Source organism: Sulfurospirillum diekertiae, from assembly GCF_011769985.2.
Taxonomy (GTDB): Bacteria; Campylobacterota; Campylobacteria; order Campylobacterales; family Sulfurospirillaceae; genus Sulfurospirillum; species Sulfurospirillum diekertiae.
This window is the reverse complement of record NZ_CP039734.2, coordinates 373,006-391,636: the sequence shown is the minus strand read 5'-3', so window position 1 is coordinate 391,636 and position 18,631 is coordinate 373,006. Positions and strand designations below refer to the sequence as shown.

General features: G+C 38.3%; 16 protein-coding genes and 5 tRNA genes. 2 read left to right on the top strand and 19 right to left on the bottom strand.

Annotated features, from left to right (window positions below):
* Positions 1 to 52: 52 nt before the first annotated feature.
* From rpoC to FA584_RS02015, 15 genes are all read right to left on the bottom strand, one after another.
* A complete protein-coding gene (gene rpoC / locus FA584_RS02085) occupies positions 53 to 4,579 on the bottom strand; it encodes a DNA-directed RNA polymerase subunit beta' (RefSeq protein WP_167750103.1) in 4,527 nt (1,508 codons plus the stop codon).
* Complete coding sequence (gene rpoB / locus FA584_RS02080; RefSeq protein WP_167750102.1) at positions 4,557 to 8,714, bottom strand: DNA-directed RNA polymerase subunit beta; 4,158 nt, start codon at positions 8,712 to 8,714, stop codon at positions 4,557 to 4,559. The genes rpoC and rpoB overlap by 23 nt, the downstream gene beginning before the upstream one ends.
* Positions 8,715 to 8,847: 133 nt before the next feature.
* Complete coding sequence (gene rplL / locus FA584_RS02075) at positions 8,848 to 9,222, bottom strand: 50S ribosomal protein L7/L12 (RefSeq protein WP_087437693.1); 375 nt, start codon at positions 9,220 to 9,222, stop codon at positions 8,848 to 8,850.
* A 93-nt stretch (positions 9,223 to 9,315) separates the two neighbouring features.
* Positions 9,316 to 9,798, bottom strand: coding sequence for a 50S ribosomal protein L10 (gene rplJ, locus FA584_RS02070; protein WP_087437692.1), 483 nt, complete (start codon positions 9,796 to 9,798; stop codon positions 9,316 to 9,318).
* A gap of 194 nt (positions 9,799 to 9,992) precedes the next feature.
* A complete protein-coding gene (gene rplA / locus FA584_RS02065; protein WP_087437691.1) occupies positions 9,993 to 10,697 on the bottom strand; it encodes a 50S ribosomal protein L1 in 705 nt (234 codons plus the stop codon).
* Between the two features lie 60 nt (positions 10,698 to 10,757).
* Positions 10,758 to 11,183: a 50S ribosomal protein L11 gene (rplK, locus tag FA584_RS02060; RefSeq protein WP_087437690.1), complete on the bottom strand. Its 426-nt coding sequence runs from the start codon at positions 11,181 to 11,183 to the stop codon at positions 10,758 to 10,760.
* A 16-nt stretch (positions 11,184 to 11,199) separates the two neighbouring features.
* A complete protein-coding gene (gene nusG, locus FA584_RS02055) occupies positions 11,200 to 11,730 on the bottom strand; it encodes a transcription termination/antitermination protein NusG (protein WP_087437689.1) in 531 nt (176 codons plus the stop codon).
* Positions 11,731 to 11,739: 9 nt separating this feature from the next.
* Positions 11,740 to 11,919 (bottom strand): preprotein translocase subunit SecE, encoded by a 180-nt coding sequence (gene secE, locus FA584_RS02050; protein ID WP_087437688.1) that lies wholly within the window; start codon positions 11,917 to 11,919, stop codon positions 11,740 to 11,742.
* Positions 11,920 to 11,936: 17 nt separating this feature from the next.
* Positions 11,937 to 12,012: transfer RNA gene (locus FA584_RS02045), tRNA-Trp, on the bottom strand.
* A gap of 27 nt (positions 12,013 to 12,039) precedes the next feature.
* Positions 12,040 to 12,198, bottom strand: a complete 159-nt coding sequence (gene rpmG / locus FA584_RS02040; RefSeq protein WP_012856149.1) for a 50S ribosomal protein L33 — start codon at positions 12,196 to 12,198, stop codon at positions 12,040 to 12,042.
* Positions 12,199 to 12,249: 51 nt separating this feature from the next.
* A complete protein-coding gene (gene tuf, locus FA584_RS02035; protein WP_096045766.1) occupies positions 12,250 to 13,449 on the bottom strand; it encodes an elongation factor Tu in 1,200 nt (399 codons plus the stop codon).
* Between the two features lie 71 nt (positions 13,450 to 13,520).
* Positions 13,521 to 13,595, bottom strand: a tRNA-Thr gene (locus FA584_RS02030).
* A gap of 146 nt (positions 13,596 to 13,741) precedes the next feature.
* Positions 13,742 to 13,818 (bottom strand) — tRNA-Gly (locus tag FA584_RS02025).
* 2 nt (positions 13,819 to 13,820) lie between these two features.
* Positions 13,821 to 13,905: transfer RNA gene (locus FA584_RS02020), tRNA-Tyr, on the bottom strand.
* A gap of 52 nt (positions 13,906 to 13,957) precedes the next feature.
* A tRNA-Thr gene (locus FA584_RS02015) sits at positions 13,958 to 14,033 on the bottom strand.
* Between the two features lie 117 nt (positions 14,034 to 14,150).
* Here FA584_RS02015 and FA584_RS02010 point away from each other — a divergent pair.
* Positions 14,151 to 14,894 carry a YaaA family protein gene (locus tag FA584_RS02010; RefSeq protein WP_167750101.1) on the top strand — a complete coding sequence of 248 codons (744 nt, stop codon included), beginning with the start codon at positions 14,151 to 14,153 and terminating at the stop codon, positions 14,892 to 14,894.
* Positions 14,895 to 14,945: 51 nt separating this feature from the next.
* Positions 14,946 to 15,188, top strand: a complete 243-nt coding sequence (locus FA584_RS02005; protein WP_167750100.1) for a hypothetical protein — start codon at positions 14,946 to 14,948, stop codon at positions 15,186 to 15,188.
* Between the two features lie 34 nt (positions 15,189 to 15,222).
* Here the strand turns inward: FA584_RS02005 and FA584_RS02000 are convergent, their stop codons facing one another.
* The 4 genes from FA584_RS02000 to FA584_RS01985 are packed head-to-tail and all read right to left on the bottom strand — an operon-like array spanning position 15,223 to position 18,569.
* On the bottom strand, positions 15,223 to 15,948 hold the full coding sequence (locus FA584_RS02000) for an ABC transporter ATP-binding protein (protein WP_096045764.1): 726 nt from the start codon (positions 15,946 to 15,948) through the stop codon (positions 15,223 to 15,225).
* Entirely contained in the window at positions 15,941 to 16,723 is a 783-nt protein-coding gene (locus FA584_RS01995; RefSeq protein ID WP_096045763.1) for an ABC transporter ATP-binding protein, read from the bottom strand. Before FA584_RS01995 ends, FA584_RS02000 begins: the two co-directional genes overlap by 8 nt.
* Positions 16,720 to 17,670, bottom strand: coding sequence for a branched-chain amino acid ABC transporter permease (locus FA584_RS01990; RefSeq protein ID WP_167750099.1), 951 nt, complete (start codon positions 17,668 to 17,670; stop codon positions 16,720 to 16,722). The genes FA584_RS01995 and FA584_RS01990 overlap by 4 nt, the downstream gene beginning before the upstream one ends.
* Complete coding sequence (locus tag FA584_RS01985) at positions 17,667 to 18,569, bottom strand: branched-chain amino acid ABC transporter permease (RefSeq protein ID WP_167750098.1); 903 nt, start codon at positions 18,567 to 18,569, stop codon at positions 17,667 to 17,669. Before FA584_RS01985 ends, FA584_RS01990 begins: the two co-directional genes overlap by 4 nt.
* Positions 18,570 to 18,631: the final 62 nt, after the last annotated feature.

The following is an 18,631-nucleotide window of genomic DNA, read 5'->3' as shown; positions in this document are numbered from 1 at the left end:
TAATTTTATTTAAAAATAGCTTAAAAAAAGGTTAAGTTAAGGGAACCTTAACTTAACCTCTACTTGGGTTCAACTCAATATTAAATTGTTTGTTTTGATAAAGACCGGTTCCTACTGGAATCATACGTCCTAAGATAACATTTTCTTTAAGATCCTCGAGCATATCCATCTTACCTGCGATACTCGCTTCCGTTAGAACTTTGGTTGTCTCTTGGAATGAAGCCGCTGATATAACACTATCACTACCGATCGCTGCACGGGTAACACCTAAAAGTGTTGGCTCAGCAATCGCTGGCTCTCCACCCATTTTCATAACCGCTTCATTCTCTTCACGGAAACGTCTACGGCTAATCAAATCACCCATGATAAACTTTGTATCGCCACTGTCAACAATACGTACTTGGCGAAGCATTTGAGAAACGATAACCTCAATGTGTTTATCGTTAATCGCAACACCTTGTCCACGATAGACTTGTTGAATTTCACTGATCAAATAATAGTGAAGTGCTTTTTCACCCATAATACGTAAAATATCATGGCTTGAAATTACACCATCGGTGAGTCGCTCACCTGCGTGGACAAATTCACCTGGTTGAACGTGAATTTGTGTATTACGATCCACTAAATACTCGACACTTGTACCATCAGCTGCTTCAATGATAATACGCTCTTTTGAACGTAGTGGTTTACCAAAACGAATCGTTCCATCAATCTCCGCAATAACAGTGGCATTTTTAGGACGACGTGCTTCAAAAAGCTCACTAATACGTGGAAGACCCCCGGTAATATCTTTCGATTTTGCAATCGCTTTTGGCGTTCTACCAATCAAATCCGCTAGACCAACCGTTACACCATTTTGAACAAAGATTGCTGTTTTTGGCTCTAATTGATACTTAACAATCTCACCATTTTTATTTGCAATAATAATGGTTGGTTTCATGCCGCTTGGTAGATACTCATTGATGACCAGTCTGCTTTGACCAGTCATATCATCAAATTGCTCTGTTGCACTAATACCTGGTTCAATATCTTCAAATGTAACAATACCTGCATCTTCTGCGATAATTGGCGTAGAGTATGGATCCCACTCAGCAATGGTAATTTGCTCACTGGTTGAAGGATATGCAAGGAGCGTTTTCCCCTCTACAATGCTATTATCATTAATATCAATGATGGAATCACGTGGAATATAGTGACGAATTGCTTCTCTATCATCATTGTCTGCAACCACTGCAAAAATACCTTTTTCTTTAACCACATGACCTTTTTCAATATCATGGATACGATCCAAATAGTCTCCATGAAGCTTATAGTATTTTACAACACCTTTGGCATCAGCATGAATCTTTTGGATAATTGGATCACCATTTTTTACTTTAAGCTCACTCGCATAAGGAATACGACTTGGAACGTTCCAACCCTCTTTAATGACCTCTACGATACTCTCGTTGATTTCAACCATATCGCCACTAAGATATGGGATATAGAATTTACCCTCAATTTTACCACTAACACCCGCTAGCTCATTTGGCTTAGCAAAGTCACTTTTACGAAGGGTATAACGAATATTTTCACCACTAGCACTGGTAATTGTAATCGCTGTCTCTTCATGTGCTGTATCAATCTCAATCGTACCTTTAAATGGTGCTTTTATTTTTGGCTCGACAAGAAGAACAGCTGCATTTCTGCGGTTAGCAACAATATTCTTGCCTTCTTTAGTCACATACGTTTTTACATTGTAATAACGAATAAAACCCTCTTTCTGTGCAATAACTTGGCGATCTTGAGATTCCGTTGATGCTGTACCACCGATGTGGAATGTACGAAGTGTTAGTTGCGTACCTGGTTCACCAATCGATTGTGCTGAAATAATACCAACTGCTTCACCTGGGCGAACCAATGTACCTTCAGCAAGGTTAGTACCATAACATTTTGCACAAACGCCTTTTTTAGCTTTACATGTAATTGGTGTACGAATAACAACCGACTTAATGCTTGCCTCTTTAAGGGCTTGAGCGCTCTTCTCATCAATCAATGTTCCCTCTGTGAAGAGAACTTCGTTGGTAATTGTGTCAATAACATCTTCTGCAAGAACACGACCTGTTGCTCTCTCATACAATGACTCTACAAGCTCACCGCTCTCACTGATTTCGGTAATCTCAACACCTTCATGTGTACCACAATCATCCATCGTAACTTTAACGTTTTGAGCAACGTCGATCAGTTTTCTGGTCAAGTAACCTGCATTCGCTGTTTTAAGAGCAGTATCCGCAAGACCTTTACGAGCACCATGCGTTGAAATAAAGTATTCAAGAACGTTTAGACCTTCACGAAAGTTTGAAATAATTGGCGTTTCAATAATACTTCCATCTGGTTTCGCCATAAGACCCCTCATACCTGCTAACTGCCTAATTTGCGCAGCAGAACCACGCGCACCAGAATCTGCCATCATATAAATAGAGTTAAAGCCGCCTTTATGACTCTCCGTAAGCTTCATCATTTCAGAAGCCACTTCATTGTTCGTATCCGTCCAAATATCAATAATTTTGTTGTAACGTTCTTGCTCAGTTAATAAACCAGAACTAAATTGTTTTTGGATCTCACGTACTTTTTTCTTCGCTTCTTTGATTTTTTTCACTTTTGCTTCAGGAACACGGATATCATCAATTGAAACCGAAATACCTGATTCAGTTGCGTATTTAAAGCCGAGTCTTTTAATATTATCCAAAAATCCTGCAGTAATACCAATACCACCTTCTTTAAAGACAAAATCAACTAAAGCACCGATATTTTTCTTTTTCAATACTCTGTTCCAGTGTGCTTCAGGCACAAAATCTGGTAAGATTGATTTTAAAATCAAACGACCTGCTGTTGTAAAGAGAACTCTATCATTGATACGTGTTTTAATTTTTGCATGAATATCTAAAAATCCTGCATCAATGGCAATATGGACTTCATCCACATTTGCAAAAATCTTATTAGAACCTTTTGCATGCGGTTTTTCGAGTGTTAAGTAGTAAAGACCCAAGACCATATCTTGTGTTGGGACGGTTACCGCTTTACCTGAAGCTGGAAGCAAGATGTTCATTGAACTCAGCATCAAGATCTTACATTCAGCAATGGCCTCTTGTGATAATGGAACGTGAACGGCCATTTGATCGCCATCGAAGTCCGCGTTGAAGGCAGAACATACAAGAGGGTGCAAACGAATCGCTTTTCCATCAATCAAAACAGGATGAAATGCCTGAATTGAGAGTTTGTGAAGTGTTGGTGCACGGTTAAGCATAACCGGATGACCTTTAACCACTTCCGCTAAACATTCCCATACTTCATTGGTTTTCATATCGATCATTTTTTTCGCTTGCTTAACCGTTGTTGCATACCCTTTTTCTTCAAGGCGTGCTAACAAATGTGGTTTAAAAAGCTCCAACGCCATCTGTTTTGGAAGACCGCACTGATCCATTTTCAAGTTTGGTCCAACAACGATAACAGAACGACCTGAAAAGTCAACCCTTTTACCAAGTAGGTTTTGACGGAAACGTCCTTGTTTACCTTTAATGATCTCTGAAAGCGATTTTAAAGGACGCTTATTAGCGCCTTTTACGGCATTGGCACGACGACCATTATCAAAAAGTGCATCAACCGCTTCTTGTAACATTCGTTTTTCGTTACGAATAATAATTTCTGGTGCATCAAGTTCCATCAAACGCTTCAAACGAGCATTTCTGTTGATAACACGACGATACAAGTCATTGACGTCACTGACCGCAAACTTTCCACCATCAAGTGCTACAAGTGGTCTAAGATCTGGCGGAAGAACTGGCAACATAGTAATCATCATCCATTCAGGGCGATTGCCACTGTTGAGGAATGCTTCAACAACTTTGAGACGTTTAACAATGGTTTTTTTCTTTGCTTCAGAACTGGTTTGGTTAATATCTTCTTTAAGTTGACCAAGAACTTCGACAAGATCAATATTCGCTAATAAATCACGAATAACCTCGCCACCCATTTTTGCTACAAAACCAGTATCTTCAAAACGTTGTTGCAATGATTGATATTGTTCTTCATTAAGAACATCATAAACTGCAACTTTATTTTTATTTTCAGCATCGTAAAACGCTTCACCTGCTTGCTCAACAATGTAAGCTTCATAGTAAAGTACGCGCTCAAGATCTTTCATCTTAACACCAAGTAGCGTTCCCACACGACTTGGAAGTGAGTTAACATACCATATATGAGCCACAGGAGTTACTAACTCAATGTGCCCCATACGTGAACGTCTCACTTTTGTGCTCGTTACTTCAACGCCACACTTCTCGCATTTGATGCCTTTGTAACGCATCTTTTTATATTTTCCGCACAGACATTCATAATCTCTGACGGGTCCAAAGATTTTCGCGCAGAAAAGTCCATCACGCTCTGGTTTGAGCGTACGATAGTTAATGGTTTCTGGTTTTTTAACCTCTCCATAACTCCATGAGCGAATCTTTTCAGGACTTGCAAGTCTTAATTGAAATGCTTTAAAGTCCCTAGGACGGCTCTCTTCGTGAATCTCAATTGGTTCTAGTCGTTTCATCTTCTTCCACCTCGTCATAAATCTCAACATCTAAAGCCAAAGACTTCAACTCATTCGTTAAAACATAGAATGTTTCAGGAATTCCTGTTTGAGGGACATTTTCACCTCTAGTAAGTGCTTTATAAGCTAAAATACGTCCTTCAACGTCGTCTGATTTGACTGTTAACATTTCTCTTAGTGTATGAGCAGCACCGTATGCTTCAAGCGCCCATACCTCCATCTCACCGAATCTTTGACCACCAAAGAGGGCTTTACCACCAACAGGTTGTTGCGTAACCAGTGAGTATGGTCCTGTACTTCTTGCATGCACTTTTTCGTCAACCAAGTGGTGAAGTTTTAACATGTACATGTAACCCACATTGACTCTTTCGTGCATCTTTTGACCTGTCATACCATCGTATAAGTCAGTCTTACCGTCGGTATCAATTTTTGCCATTTCAAAGAGTTTTTCAAACTCTTCAACGTTAACACCTTCAAAAATTGGAGTTGCAAATTTAACACCCTTGCTCCAATCTCTAGCAAAAATCAACAATTGTTCATCATTTACTTTATCAATAAAATTCCTAGCATCCATCAGTTTGGCAACATCAGCAATACTAATCATTTTTTCACGAAGTGCTTTAATCCAATCACCTTGTTTCTCTTTAAATATCTCTTCAATTTGATCGCCTAAACGTTTACCAACAAGACCTAAATGAACCTCAAGAATTTGTCCAATATTCATACGACTTGGAACGCCCAGTGGATTTAAAACGATGTCGACAATTTCACCATTTTTAAGGTAAGGCATATCGACTTCACGAACGATATTAGAAACGATACCTTTATTTCCGTGACGTCCCGCCATTTTGTCACCGACTTTAAGCTTACGTTTGGTTGCCACATAAACTTTAACAAGCTTAACAACCCCGCTTGGTAAAATATCATCTTTTTCAATGATATTTAGTTTTTCATCATGTTCTTCTTTGAGCTTTTTCTTCTCATTTTGGAAGTACATTTTAAGATCTTTATAGTCATCTTGAACTTCATTTGAGAATGCTTTTACAATCGAATTAATTGAAAAACGGTTAACATTATGAAGATCTTCTGCTTTAATAAAGCCACCTTTTTTATAGCTTGTTTTGCTAATCTCTTGATCTTCTTGTAGTGGGTTTTTCAAAAGCAATGCATTAATACGCAACATCTCTTCACGATCTAACATCAAGAGTTTATCATGATGCTCACGGTCTAAAATCTCTTTTTCTTGCTCATATGCTTGGACAGCACGTGGATCTTTGTCATAACCTTTTTTTGTAAAGATTTTAACATCAACAACAATACCCTCTAATGATGGCGTTGCATAAAGTGATTTGTTGACAACATGTCCTGCTTTCTCACCAAAAATAGCACGTAAAAGTCGCTCTTCAGGCGTTGGTTTTACTTCACCTTTTGGTGATACTTTACCAACAAGAATCATGCCAGGAGTGACATAGGTACCAACTTTGACAATACCACTATCATCAAGATGGGCTAACTCTTCTTCTTTGACATTTGGAATGTCTTTAGTAATCTCTTCTACGCCGTCTTTAAGCTCACGTGCTTCAACCTCTTTTTCATAGATATGAACGCTGGTAAAAGCATCTTCACGAATCATACGCTCAGAGATAACAATCGCATCTTCGTAGTTATAACCATTCCATGGCATAAAAGCAACCATTGCGTTTTTACCGATAGCAAGTTCACCTTGATCCATACTTGGACCATCAGCGATAACACCACCCGCTTCAACCATATCACCTTTTCTTACAATGACTTTTTGAGTGAAAGTTGTATTTTGGTTGGTTCTAAGATTTTTTTGAAGCGCATAATGGTCAATAAATGCGCCACCTTCATCTTCACCTAAAATATAAACATTTTTATTATCAACTTTTTCAACCATACCCGCACGTTTGACTTTAATCGCTTCCCAAGAGTCTCGAGCTGCAATTTTTTCAACGCCTGTTCCAACAATAGGTGCGTCTGATTTGACCAAAGGTACAGCTTGACGTTGCATGTTTGAACCCATCAATGCACGGTTCGAATCATCATGTTCCAAGAATGGAATAAGTGAAGCTGCAACACCGGCTATCATCATGGACGAAAGATCGATCAAATCAACTTTCTCTTTCTCAATTAGTACAGTCTCACCATCAACTCTAACCTCAATTAAATCTTCAACAATCTCGTTGTTTTCATTAATCTTGGTACTTGCAGGAGCAATAACTAAACCCTCTTCTTGTGTTGCTGTGATGTAAATAATCTCATCTGTAATGGTTGCATTCTCAACTTTACGGTAAGGTGCTTCAACAAAACCAAGGTCATTAACTTTTGCATACATTGAAAGGGTATTGATCAAACCAATATTTTGACCCTCTGGTGTTTCTACTGGACAAATACGACCATAGTGTGTTGGGTGAACGTCACGGACTTCAAAGCCTGCACGCTCTTTTACTAAACCACCCTCACCAAGAGCCGATAATCTTCTTTTATGTGTAATTTCACTGAGCGGATTGGTTTGATCCATAAATTGTGACAATTGTCCACTTGAGAAAAATTCTGCAATCGCAGAAGTAATCATTTTAGAGTTAATCAAATCATGAGGCATTAACTTTTCAACACTACCGCTAAGTGCTGTGAATTTATCACGAATTGCTTTTTGCATTTTGATCAAACCTGCATGAAGCTCGTTCGCTAGTAATTCACCGATAGCTCTAATTCTTCTATTGCCCAAGTGATCACGATCGTCGATATGCCCTTGACCATTTTTAACTTTAATCAAGTATTTTGCTGTTTTGATAATATCTTCGCTCGTCATAATCGTCACATACTCTGGTACTGTAAGTCCAAGTTTATGATTCATTTTCATACGACCAACTTTGGTTAAATCGTATCTTTCAGAGTTAAAGAAAAGATCTTTGACAAATGTCTTTGCAGCTTCTTTGGTAACAGGCTCGCCTGGTCTCATTACTTTATAAATACGAATCGCTGCTAAGTCATTTTCATCTTCAATGCTCTCTGTTTGACGAAGTAATTTCAGTGTTTCGTTATCAGCAATAAACGAGTTAATAATAGCATCATCGACACCACTTGCAAGATCATTGGCAATTTCAATCGTTTCACATTTTTGTTCAATAATCTTAGCCAATTTACCTTCGTCAAGTTGTGCCAATGTATCATAAAGGACTTCACCACTCTCTTTATCAATAATTGGAGAAGAGAGAAAACGATTAACCAAAATTTCAACAGGATATTCAATAAACTTAATACCATCTTCAATAAATTTTTCAGCTTTTTTACGTGCAAGACGCTTTCCTGCAGCCAAAAGAAGGTTTCCATGTTCATCTTTAAGATCGAAATCAACACGACCTAAGAAGTTATCAGCTGAGAACTCAATTAAGAATTTATTTTCACGAATCATAATATTGAGCACAGGGTAAAAAAGTTTTAAAATATCTTGTTTGCTGTATCCAAGTGCACGAAATAGAATCGTAATAGGAACTTTTCTGCGTTTATTAATTCTAACAAATAGGGTATCTTTAGCATCGTATTCAAAATAGAGCCAAGAACCACGATCTGGAATAATTTGAGCATTATAAATAAGCTTATTAGCAACCGTTGGGCTCTCTTCTTCTTTAAAGATAACACCAGGGCTTCTGTGAAGCTGATTAACAACAACTCTTTCAACACCATTGATAACAAATGAAGTTCTATCGGTCATTAATGGAATTTCACGAATAAAAATTGCTTGTTCTTTAATATCTTTTACACCAGTCTTTTCACCGGATTTTTCATCTTTATCCCAGAGGATAAGACGAATATTCATTTTTAAGCTAACAGAATAAGTAAGGCCACGCTCCATACATTCGCGGACAGTATATCTAGGTTTTCCAACCTCAGATCCAGCATATTCTAAAGTAAGTCTATTTTGGGGATCATGAATAGGAAAAATAGATTTAAAAACCTTCTCTACGCCACTCTCTTCTTTGAAATTTTCAACATCTAAAAACTGTTCGTAACTCTTTTGTTGAAGTTGGAGTAGATTTGGTACATCAATTTTTTTTGGGACTTTGGAAAAATCGACTCGTAAGCGATTTCCAGATTTTAGGCTATTTAACATGAGTCTACCTCGTGTAGTTGTTTGAAAAGGGCAGTAGGTTCATCTATCGCTTGATAGAAGTTGTAACGACTAATTAATATCCAAGAATATAGTTTTAAAAGAGAAGCGCAAAGCTTCTCTTAAAGTAATAAAATTACTTGATTTCAGCGACAGCGCCAGCTTCTTCAAGTTTCTTTTTGATTTCTTCAGCAACTTGTTTAGAGACACCCTCTTTAACAGTTGTAGGAGCACCTTCAACAGCATCTTTTGCTTCTTTAAGACCAAGACCTGTGATTTCTCTAACAACTTTAATTGCGTTGATTTTTTTCTCGCCGCCATCTTTAAGAATAACATCAAACTCAGTTTTCTCTTCAGCCGCCTCTGTTGCAACAGCTGCGCCAGCACCTGCTACCATAACTGGAGCTGCAGATACACCAAATTTCTCTTCGAAATCTTTTACAAGTTCACTCAATTCAAGTACACTAAGACCTGAAATATACTCTAATACGTCTTGTTTTGAAATTGCCATTTCAAATCTCCTGATTATTTTATAGTTATAATGATTTTACAAGAGTCTTGCTCTTGGACTTTACATGTAAAGGCAAAACTTTACAAATACGCTCTATTCAGACTCTTGTTTTTTAGCACGAAGTGCATCAAGACCAATGGTAAAGTTTGTAATGGGTGCCATCCAAGTTGATAGAAGCATTCCAATAAGCTCATTACGTGATGGCATTTTAGAAAGTGCTTCAACTTTAGCAGCATCAACAACAATACCACCAGCAAAACCAGATTTAATTACAAAATTTGGGTTTGTTTTGGCGAATGTAGCGACAACTTTAGTAACAGCTAACTGATCAGCACCCCAAACAAAAATGTTGGTGTCTTTTAGTTCAAGTCCTTCGATACCAGCGTTTGTCATAGCAATTGATGCTAAAGTATTTTTAATAACTTTAACACTAACAGCTTCTGGTCTTGAAGCATTTCTTAATGCTTCGATCGCTTTAACATTAAGACCTTTGTAGTCACAAACAATTAAACCGTCGGAAGATTTAAACTCTTCAGTTAGAGAACTAATAAATTCAGCTTTCTCTGTTCTTGTCAATTTTTCTCCTTTCCAACTGGTGATTTCAAGTAGAGATGAGTTACCTCAAATTAAGCTTTCGCCTCTACTCTCTCCAATCATAAGATTAAGTATAAATATACAGTACACCATAAAGTAACTCTCTATGGCAAAAATTTCTAAGGCACTAAAGCTTTCTAGCCAAATTTAATGGACAAAAGCTTTAGATGAGTATTTTATCTAAGGTCGATTAATTCTTGATTTTCAAGATTCATAGATGGGCTCATAGTAAGTGACAATGCAGCACATTTAATATATTTACCTTTAGAAGAAGCAGGTTTATGCTTGTTGATTGCTTTGATAAATGCTTCAAAATTCTCTCTAATTTGCTCAGATGAGAAGCTAATTTTACCAATACCCGCATGGATATTTCCTTGTTTATCAACACGGAAGTTTACTTGTCCACCTTTGTTATTCTCAACTGCTTTTGCAACATCCATTGTTACAGTACCCGTTTTTGGGTTTGGCATAATACCTTTTGGTCCAAGGATACGTCCAACTTTACCTACTAAACCCATCATATTTGGTGTTGCAATCAAAACGTCAAAGTTAATGCGACCTGCTTGAATCTCTTCAATTAAATCATCGCTACCAACAATATCAGCACCCGCTGCTCTTGCTTCATCTGCTTTTTCGTCTTTCGCAATAACCGCAACACGAACTGTTTTACCAGTACCCGCTGGAAGAACAACAGAACCTCTAACCATTTGGTCAGCATGTCTTGGGTCAACGTTAAGTTTAAGTGCAATTTCGATTGTTTCGTCAAATTTTGCAGACGCTAGGTTTTTAATATTGCCAAGTGCATCAGCTACTGAATACTTTTTTTCTTTATCAACTTTTTTCAAAAGTTCTTGAAAACGTTTATTTACTTTCTTTGCCATTCTTTATCTCCGCATAATTTTGCTTCCGCCTTTATGACCCTGACGGTAAAGGGGTAAGGATTAATCGACGACGTTAATACCGATACTTCTAGCAGAACCTGAAATAATTTTCACAGCTGCTTCACGATCCGTTGTATTAAGATCAGCAATTTTTTTCTCAACAATCTCAAGAATTTGAGCTTTGCTAAGGGTACCAACTTTATTTTTCAAAGGGTTGCTTGAACCACTTTTAAGACCAACTGCTTTTTTGATAAGATCAGTTGCAGGTGGTTGTTTGGTGATAAATGTAAAACTTTTATCAGCATAAACAGTGATAACAACAGGAATTCTAAAACCTGCCAACTCTTTTGTTCTTTCATTAAATGCTTTACAAAATTCCATAATATTTACACCACGTTGACCAAGAGCTGGTCCTACTGGAGGTGATGGATTTGCTTTAGCAGCTTCAATTTGCAATTTAATTTCGCCAATGACCTTTTTTGCCATTTCTTTTCCTTTAAGCTTAGACTATTTTTTCAACTTGAGAATAGAGAATCTCAACTGGAGTACTTCTACCAAAGATTGAAACATTGAGTGTGAGTTTGCCATGAACCATATCATACTCTTCAACTGAACCTGTAAAGTTTGCGAAAGGACCTTCTGTAATCCTAACACTCTCACCATTTTCAAAGAAGATTTTTGGTTTCGGCGCACCTTTTTTCTCAGCTTTCTCCAAAATCAATGCAATATCTTTTTCACTCAAAGGTGTAGGTTTTTTTGCTTCACCGATGAATCTTCCGACTTTTGGCAATGACTGGATAAGATGCCAGAGTGCTGTATCTAAATCCAGTTTTGCAAATGCATAACCAGGATAAAGACTTCGCTCACTAATCTTTTTTTTACCATTCTTAACTTCAATTACATCTTCAGTTGGAACAAGAATTTGCTCCACTTTATCAGCGATACCATGATCATTGACAAGTGTAATAATTCCTTTCTTAACTGCTTGCTCACTACCTGCATAGGTTTGAATTGCATACCATCTATGTGCCATTCTTTCTCCTTAAATTAAAGAAGATAAAGAAAAAGACATAATAGCATCAATCAGCGCTAAGAAGAGCGAAATTACAGTTACAACAACGAAAACAGAAATGAAAGCATTTCGTATCTGTTCTTTTGTTGGAAATATAACTTTTGACAATTCAGCTTTAGAATGATGATAATAAGCTCTTAATTTTTCCATTGTATTACCTCGACTAGTGGCAGGGTAGGAGGGACTCGAACCCACAACCTGCGGTTTTGGAGACCGACGCTCTACCGTTGGAGCTACTACCCTGCATGTAAGTTAAGTCTTTTAAGGGACTTAACTTTTTAATTTCACTTCTTTGTGAACAGTGTGTTTTTTCAGTCTTGGACAATACTTGCTAAGTTCAACTTTTTCAGTAACTGTCTTGCTGTTTTTGGTTGTTGTGTAATTAATGTCACCACATTCAGAACACTTTAGTCCGATTTTAACGGTCATTAGATTTCCTTGACTTAATTACATGTAAGGGTTTCCCCTTACATGCTAAAATTACTTGATGATTGTAGCAACAACACCCGCACCAACTGTTCTACCACCCTCACGGATTGCAAAACGAGTACCCTCTTCAAGGGCGATAGGTGCGATAAGTGCAACTTTGATTTTTACGTTATCACCAGGCATAACCATCTCAGTACCTTCTGGTAATGTGATAGAACCTGTTACGTCTGTTGTACGAACATAGAATTGTGGTCTATAGTTGTTAAAGAATGGAGTATGACGACCACCCTCTTCTTTTGAAAGAACATAGATTTCAGCTTCAAAGTCAGTATGTGGAGTGATTGATTTTGGTTTACAAAGAACCATACCACGCTCAACTTCTTCTTTTTTAATACCGCGTAGCAAGATACCACAGTTATCACCAGCCTCACCACGTTCCATCTCTTTACGGAACATTTCAACGCCTGTTACCGTTGTAGTTTTTGTATCTTTGATACCTACGATTTCAATAGTCTCACCAATTTTAACAGCGCCTCTATCGATTTTACCTGTAACAACAGTACCACGACCTGAAATTGAGAAGACGTCTTCGATTGGCATCAAGAAGTCTTTGTCAGTTTCACGAACTGGATTTGGAATATAAGCGTCAACTGCAGCCATAAGAGCAAGGATTTTTTCACCCCATGCGCCAACAGTACCAGCTTTTGCTTCTTCAAGTGCTTTAAGTGCAGAACCAGCAACGATTGGAGTATCATCACCTGGGAAGTCATATGAACTAAGAAGTTCTCTAATTTCCATTTCAACAAGTTCAAGAAGTTCTTCATCATCAACCATATCAGCTTTGTTCATGAAAACAACGATATAAGGAACACCAACTTGGCGAGAAAGAAGGATGTGTTCACGCGTTTGAGGCATAGGACCATCTGCTGCAGAAACAACAAGAATAGCGCCATCCATTTGAGCAGCACCTGTGATCATGTTTTTAACGTAATCCGCGTGACCTGGGCAGTCTACGTGTGCATAGTGGCGATTTTCTGTTTCATATTCAATGTGAGAAGTTGCAATAGTAATACCACGCTCTCTCTCTTCAGGAGCGTTATCAATACCATCGTAATCTTTAAATTCACAAAGACCTTTTGTCGCTAGAACTGCAGAGATAGCAGCTGTAAGCGTAGTTTTACCATGATCAACGTGACCGATGGTTCCAATGTTAACGTGTGGCTTTGTTCTAGAGAACTTTTCTTTTGCCATTTTTTCCTCCGTAATGAGTTTTATTTTTAGTACATTTCAATTTTTCAAAGTTTTAAAAACTTTTTGAGTGATGGAGCTCATAGAGGGACTTGAACCCTCGACCTCTTCCTTACCAAGGAAGTGCTCTACCCCTGAGCCATATGAGCCGACTACAAAAGGGTGGACCAAATTGTATCGCAACAACAATAATGATTAGATTTTATTAAGGAAAGAAAGGAAAGACTACTGAACTTGTTCTGTAGTGCCCTAAAGCAGAAGAAATTCAACAGCTCCCAGTTTGCTTATAAAATCTTGGAGCGGGAGACGGGACTCGAACCCGCGACCCCCAGCTTGGAAGGCTAATGCTCTAGCCAACTGAGCTACTCCCGCAATGGTGGTGAGAGAAGGATTCGAACCTTCGAAGACATAGTCAGCAGATTTACAGTCTGCCCTCGTTGGCCACTTGAGTATCTCACCGTATTTTTACCATATTTATTGCTGGTCAAACACTGTCTTTCACAAACAAAAATGGAGCTGGTGAACGGAATCGAACCGCCGACCTACTGCTTACAAGGCAGTTGCTCTACCAACTGAGCTACACCAGCACCCTTGATTGTGAGGTGAAATTATATCTCAAAAGATTTTCAAAGTCAATACTTTTTAGATATTTTACGTGATTCTTAGCTAAAATAGTCTCTTATGTTTGCTATTAAAGGTATACGATGAAAATTTTATTCTCACCCAGCGAGACAAAAAGCGCATTAACCACTCATGGCTTGCTCAAAAAAGAGAGTTTAGTCTTTCCTTCTTTATATGAAAAACGTCATCAAGTTTTAAAGCAGTATCAAGCACTTTTAGAAACACATGATACCACACTCTTGCAAAATCTCTTTGGTATTAAAGATACTCAAAAAATTTTAGCTCTATCGAGCAAAAATATTTTTGACTCATTTACATGTAAAGCCATTCTTCGTTACAGTGGTATTGCTTACGATCATCTTCTATTTGAAACGTTAGATAAAAATGCGCAAACCTATATTGAAAACCATGTCATGATTTTCTCGAATCTTTTTGGCCCTCTTCTAGCAGGAGATCTGATTCCAGAATATAAACTTCAACAAGGGGAAAGCCTGAATGGTTTTAAAACCGAAATTTTCTATAAAGAGTATTTTAATGATGCAATGGATGCATGGATTGGCGATGAAACTATTTTGGATCTCCGTGCAGGATATTATGAAAAATTTTATACGCTAAAACGACCTTTTATCACTATGAAATTTTTGAAAAACGATAAAGTAGTAAGTCATTTTGCAAAAGCTTATCGTGGACAAGCTTTACGTGAAATTGCTATTCATCAACCCTTTAATGAAAAAGAATTTGGAAAAATTTGTTTTGAAGGACTTCGTATTCGTGAAATCAAAGAGCAAAAACTTAAACGCGAATACATCTTTGATATTATTGATTGATTTGCTGTAAAAAGGTACAATGTTATCAAAATTTATGTCAAGGAAAAGCTTATGGGTATTTTACAATGGATCGTCATTGGCGTACTTGTTTACACAATCTATTATATTATCAATAAATATGAACGAAAAGTTGATGAACTCACAAGGCTTATTGAGCTTAATCGTGATGAAATCGATAAGAACAAACAAGACATCGCGAAAAATAGTGAAAAAATTGCTAAAGCGAGTGAAGGTGTAGCAAAGAATAAAGAAAAACTTGAGCTTAATCAAACGATTATTGAAAAACTAAAATAATTCTAGGGGGCATTAAATGCCCTCTAGCTACTTCTTATAAAACCTCTTTTTTTCTACCTAAATATGCCTCTTGTATCACTTCAGAAGTTAATAACTCCTCACTACTTCCACAGTACGTAATTTTACCAAGTTCTAAAACATATCCACGATTGGCTAGTTTAAGGGCTGCTTTTGCATTTTGCTCAACTAAAAGAACTGTAACGCCACTTTTGCTAATCTCTTTGATGGCTTTAAAAATCACTTTGACTAAAACAGGTGCAAGTCCAAGGCTCGGCTCATCTAAAATAAGTAATTTTGGTTTACTCATGATGGCTCGTCCAATAGCTAGCATCTGCTGTTCGCCACCACTCAATGTACCTGCAAGTTGTTGTTTACGCTCATACAAACGGGGCAATATCTCATAAATCCAATCCAATGTCAAAGCATCGTATTTTTTTAAAGTGTAAGCACCCATCATCAAATTTTCCTCAACACTCAGTGTTCCAAAAACACGACGCCCTTCAGGAGCATGACTCATGCCAAGGCTCACAATCTCATGGGCAGGTGTTTGAGTAATATCCTTATTATCAAATATGATACTTCCCGCATTGGATTTTAAAAGGCCACTAATGGTTTGAAGGGTTGTCGTTTTACCAGCGCCATTGGCACCTAAGATGGTAACGACTTCGCCTCGGTTGACATGTAAATCAATCCCTTTGATCGCTTCAACGGCGCCATAGTTTACATGTAAATTTTTGATGTCCAATAATTTCTCATTCATCGTCATCATCCTCATCACTTCCAATATACGCCTCAACAACCATAGGATCATCTTGAACAAAGGACGGAATGCCTTCGCTAATTTTCGCCCCAAAATTAATCACTGTAATGTATTCACAAAGACTCATCACCATATCCATATCGTGCTCAATCATCATAATCGTAACACCCATCGCTTGAATTTTGCGAATAGTTTGTGTTAATTCCAACGTCTCATTTTCATTTAATCCCGCAGCAGGCTCATCCAAAATGAGAAGCTCTGGCTCAGCGGCAAGTGCACGAGCCATCTCAATACGTCTTTGAATACCGTAAGAGAGATCGCCCGCTGGTGTTGTCGAATACTCTGAAAGGTTGAAAAACGACATTAGTTCACCTACTTTTTCCCAATTAGCTCGCTCATCTTTATAATACGCAGGTGTTGGAATAACGCCATTGTACCAACGCTGTTGAGACTTAATGTGGCGACCTGACATAATGTTTTCCGCCACACTCATCTCTGAAAAGAGGCGAATGGTCTGAAAGGTTCGAAGAATACCAAATGCCGCAATTTTATCGGGACTTGCACCTTTAATATCGCGACCTTTCCAAAGAATCTTTCCGATTTCGGGTCGATAAATCCCCGTAATGCAGTTAAACAAGGTTGTTTTCCCTGCGCCATTGGGTCCAATGATGCCGTAGATTTGTCCTTTTTTGACTTTCATAGAGAGGTCATTAATAGCAATAAGTCCTTGAAAATACTTGCTGACATGGCTTATTTCTAAAATATATTCGCTCATTTGACCTCCTTTTTAAGGAAGCTTGGAATGTTACCAAAACGAACAGGCCAAATACCGCGCGGTCTTAAAATCATCGTCAAAATCATTGCAATTCCAAAAACCAAATAACGCGCCGTTTCAAACTCTCTAAACATTTCAGGAAGCACAAACATAATGAATGTTCCAATTAAAATACCCGGCAAAGAAGCAGAACCACCCACCAAAACAATCGTAAAAAACATAATGGACTGTGTTACGTTAAACGCCTCTGGGCTCACCGCAGAATATTGAATGGAAAACATACTTCCTGCAGCCCCTGCAATACCTGCCCCTAAAATAAAAGCATACAGTTTAAAGTAGCGTATATTAATACCCATACTTTGTGCGGCAATTTCATCTTTATGGATGTAAAACATCGCACGTCCAAATTTACTGCGATCAAGATTGCGAATAATCAAAAGGGTTATGCCTAATAATAGAAACGCCATATAGTACATATGGGTTTGAGAAGAGAGTTCATAACCAAAGAGTTTCACCACATCAATGCCAAAAAGGCCATTAGGCCCTCCCGTTAAGCCAAAAACATCATTTTCAAGGACTTGAATAAAAATGATATTAAAGCCAATCGTTGCAACCAACAGATAATCCCCTCGTAAATGAATAATAGGTGCAACCAACAAAAAGGCAAAAAACATTGGAATCAACACCGCTGGCAAAAGCGTTGCAAGAATGGGAAGCCCAAAATTCACATTGAGAATAGCAGTGGTGTATGCACCCAATCCAAAGAACATCGCATGACCCATGTGAAAAACACCTGCTCGTCCTAAGATAATGTCTTGAGAGAGTGCCACCACAGAGAAAACCAAAAAGGTTGTTCCAATCGCCAACCATGCCGAATCCACAAACAAAGGGAAAAAGCCCATGAAAACGAGTAAACAAAGGGTTATAAGTGTGCTTTTATTCATCATACTTTCTCCGCCACTGTTTCGCCAAGAATTCCCGTTGGTCTCAAGACTAAAATCGCAATTAAAAGCACAAAGGTAAAAGTTTCTGCCCATTGCGTTGAAATATACCCTGTAATCATTGCATTGAAAAGCCCTAAAAGAAGCCCTCCAAGCATTGCACCGGGGATATTGCCGATGCCTCCCATGATGGCGGCGACAAAGGCATTAAGCCCATACATCCATCCCATATCAAAGGTGATTCCACGGTAGTAAGAGCCTATAAAAAGCCCTGCAACAGCACCCAGTGCGGAGCCGATAATGAAGATAATCATAATAATACGATTGACATTAATGCCCATCAGTTTTGCAGCATCTTGGTCAATCGCAACGGCGCGAATGGCTGTACCAATTTTGGTCTGGTGAATGAAAAAATAAAGACCAACCATCAAAACCGATGAAACGCCCAAGATCATCACTTGCGTAAAGGTAATCACAATGCCACCAACAGCCCAAATCGTAGAAGGAAAAAGATTAGAGGGAAATATTTTCATATTGGGTCCCCAAATCAGCATGACAGAATTTTGAATGACAAGTCCTGCTCCAAGGGCAGATACCACGGCACTGAGGCGTGGTGCAGTTCGTAAAGGTCTATACGCTAGGCGCTCAAGAAGTACACCCACACAAGCAACACTCAGAGCTGTCAATGCAAACACCGTGATAATGACACCCAAAGAGGTTGCACTCTCCCCAAAAATTTGTGCGTAAACACTGAGTCCTATAAAAGCAGAAAAAGCAACGAGGTCACCATGCGCAAAATTGATAAGCCGCATAACGCCATACACCATTGTATACCCTAAAGCAACCAGTGCATAAAGGCTTCCAATAGTAAGGCCGTTGACCATTTGTTGTAAAAAAATATCCATAGAGAACCTTATTCTAATAGAGTGAGATTGCCAAAGAGAGCTCTCTTTGGCAATGTGCGCTG

Bases quoted from the DNA above. Each gene is read 5' to 3' on its own strand.
- rpoC (WP_167750103.1), bottom strand. From the start codon at position 4,579: ATGAAACGACTAGAACCAATTGAGATTCACGAAGAGAGCCGTCCTAGG.
- rpoB (WP_167750102.1), bottom strand. From the start codon at position 8,714: ATGTTAAATAGCCTAAAATCTGGAAATCGCTTACGAGTCGATTTTTCC.
- rplL (WP_087437693.1), bottom strand. From the start codon at position 9,222: ATGGCAATTTCAAAACAAGACGTATTAGAGTATATTTCAGGTCTTAGT.
- rplA (WP_087437691.1), bottom strand. From the start codon at position 10,697: ATGGCAAAGAAAGTAAATAAACGTTTTCAAGAACTTTTGAAAAAAGTT.
- rplK (WP_087437690.1), bottom strand. From the start codon at position 11,183: ATGGCAAAAAAGGTCATTGGCGAAATTAAATTGCAAATTGAAGCTGCT.
- nusG (WP_087437689.1), bottom strand. From the start codon at position 11,730: ATGGCACATAGATGGTATGCAATTCAAACCTATGCAGGTAGTGAGCAA.
- secE (WP_087437688.1), bottom strand. From the start codon at position 11,919: ATGGAAAAATTAAGAGCTTATTATCATCATTCTAAAGCTGAATTGTCA.
- rpmG (WP_012856149.1), bottom strand. From the start codon at position 12,198: ATGACCGTTAAAATCGGACTAAAGTGTTCTGAATGTGGTGACATTAAT.
- tuf (WP_096045766.1), bottom strand. From the start codon at position 13,449: ATGGCAAAAGAAAAGTTCTCTAGAACAAAGCCACACGTTAACATTGGA.
- FA584_RS02010 (WP_167750101.1), top strand. From the start codon at position 14,151: ATGAAAATTTTATTCTCACCCAGCGAGACAAAAAGCGCATTAACCACT.
- FA584_RS02005 (WP_167750100.1), top strand. From the start codon at position 14,946: ATGGGTATTTTACAATGGATCGTCATTGGCGTACTTGTTTACACAATC.
- FA584_RS02000 (WP_096045764.1), bottom strand. From the start codon at position 15,948: ATGAATGAGAAATTATTGGACATCAAAAATTTACATGTAAACTATGGC.
- FA584_RS01995 (WP_096045763.1), bottom strand. From the start codon at position 16,723: ATGAGCGAATATATTTTAGAAATAAGCCATGTCAGCAAGTATTTTCAA.
- FA584_RS01990 (WP_167750099.1), bottom strand. From the start codon at position 17,670: ATGATGAATAAAAGCACACTTATAACCCTTTGTTTACTCGTTTTCATG.
- FA584_RS01985 (WP_167750098.1), bottom strand. From the start codon at position 18,569: ATGGATATTTTTTTACAACAAATGGTCAACGGCCTTACTATTGGAAGC.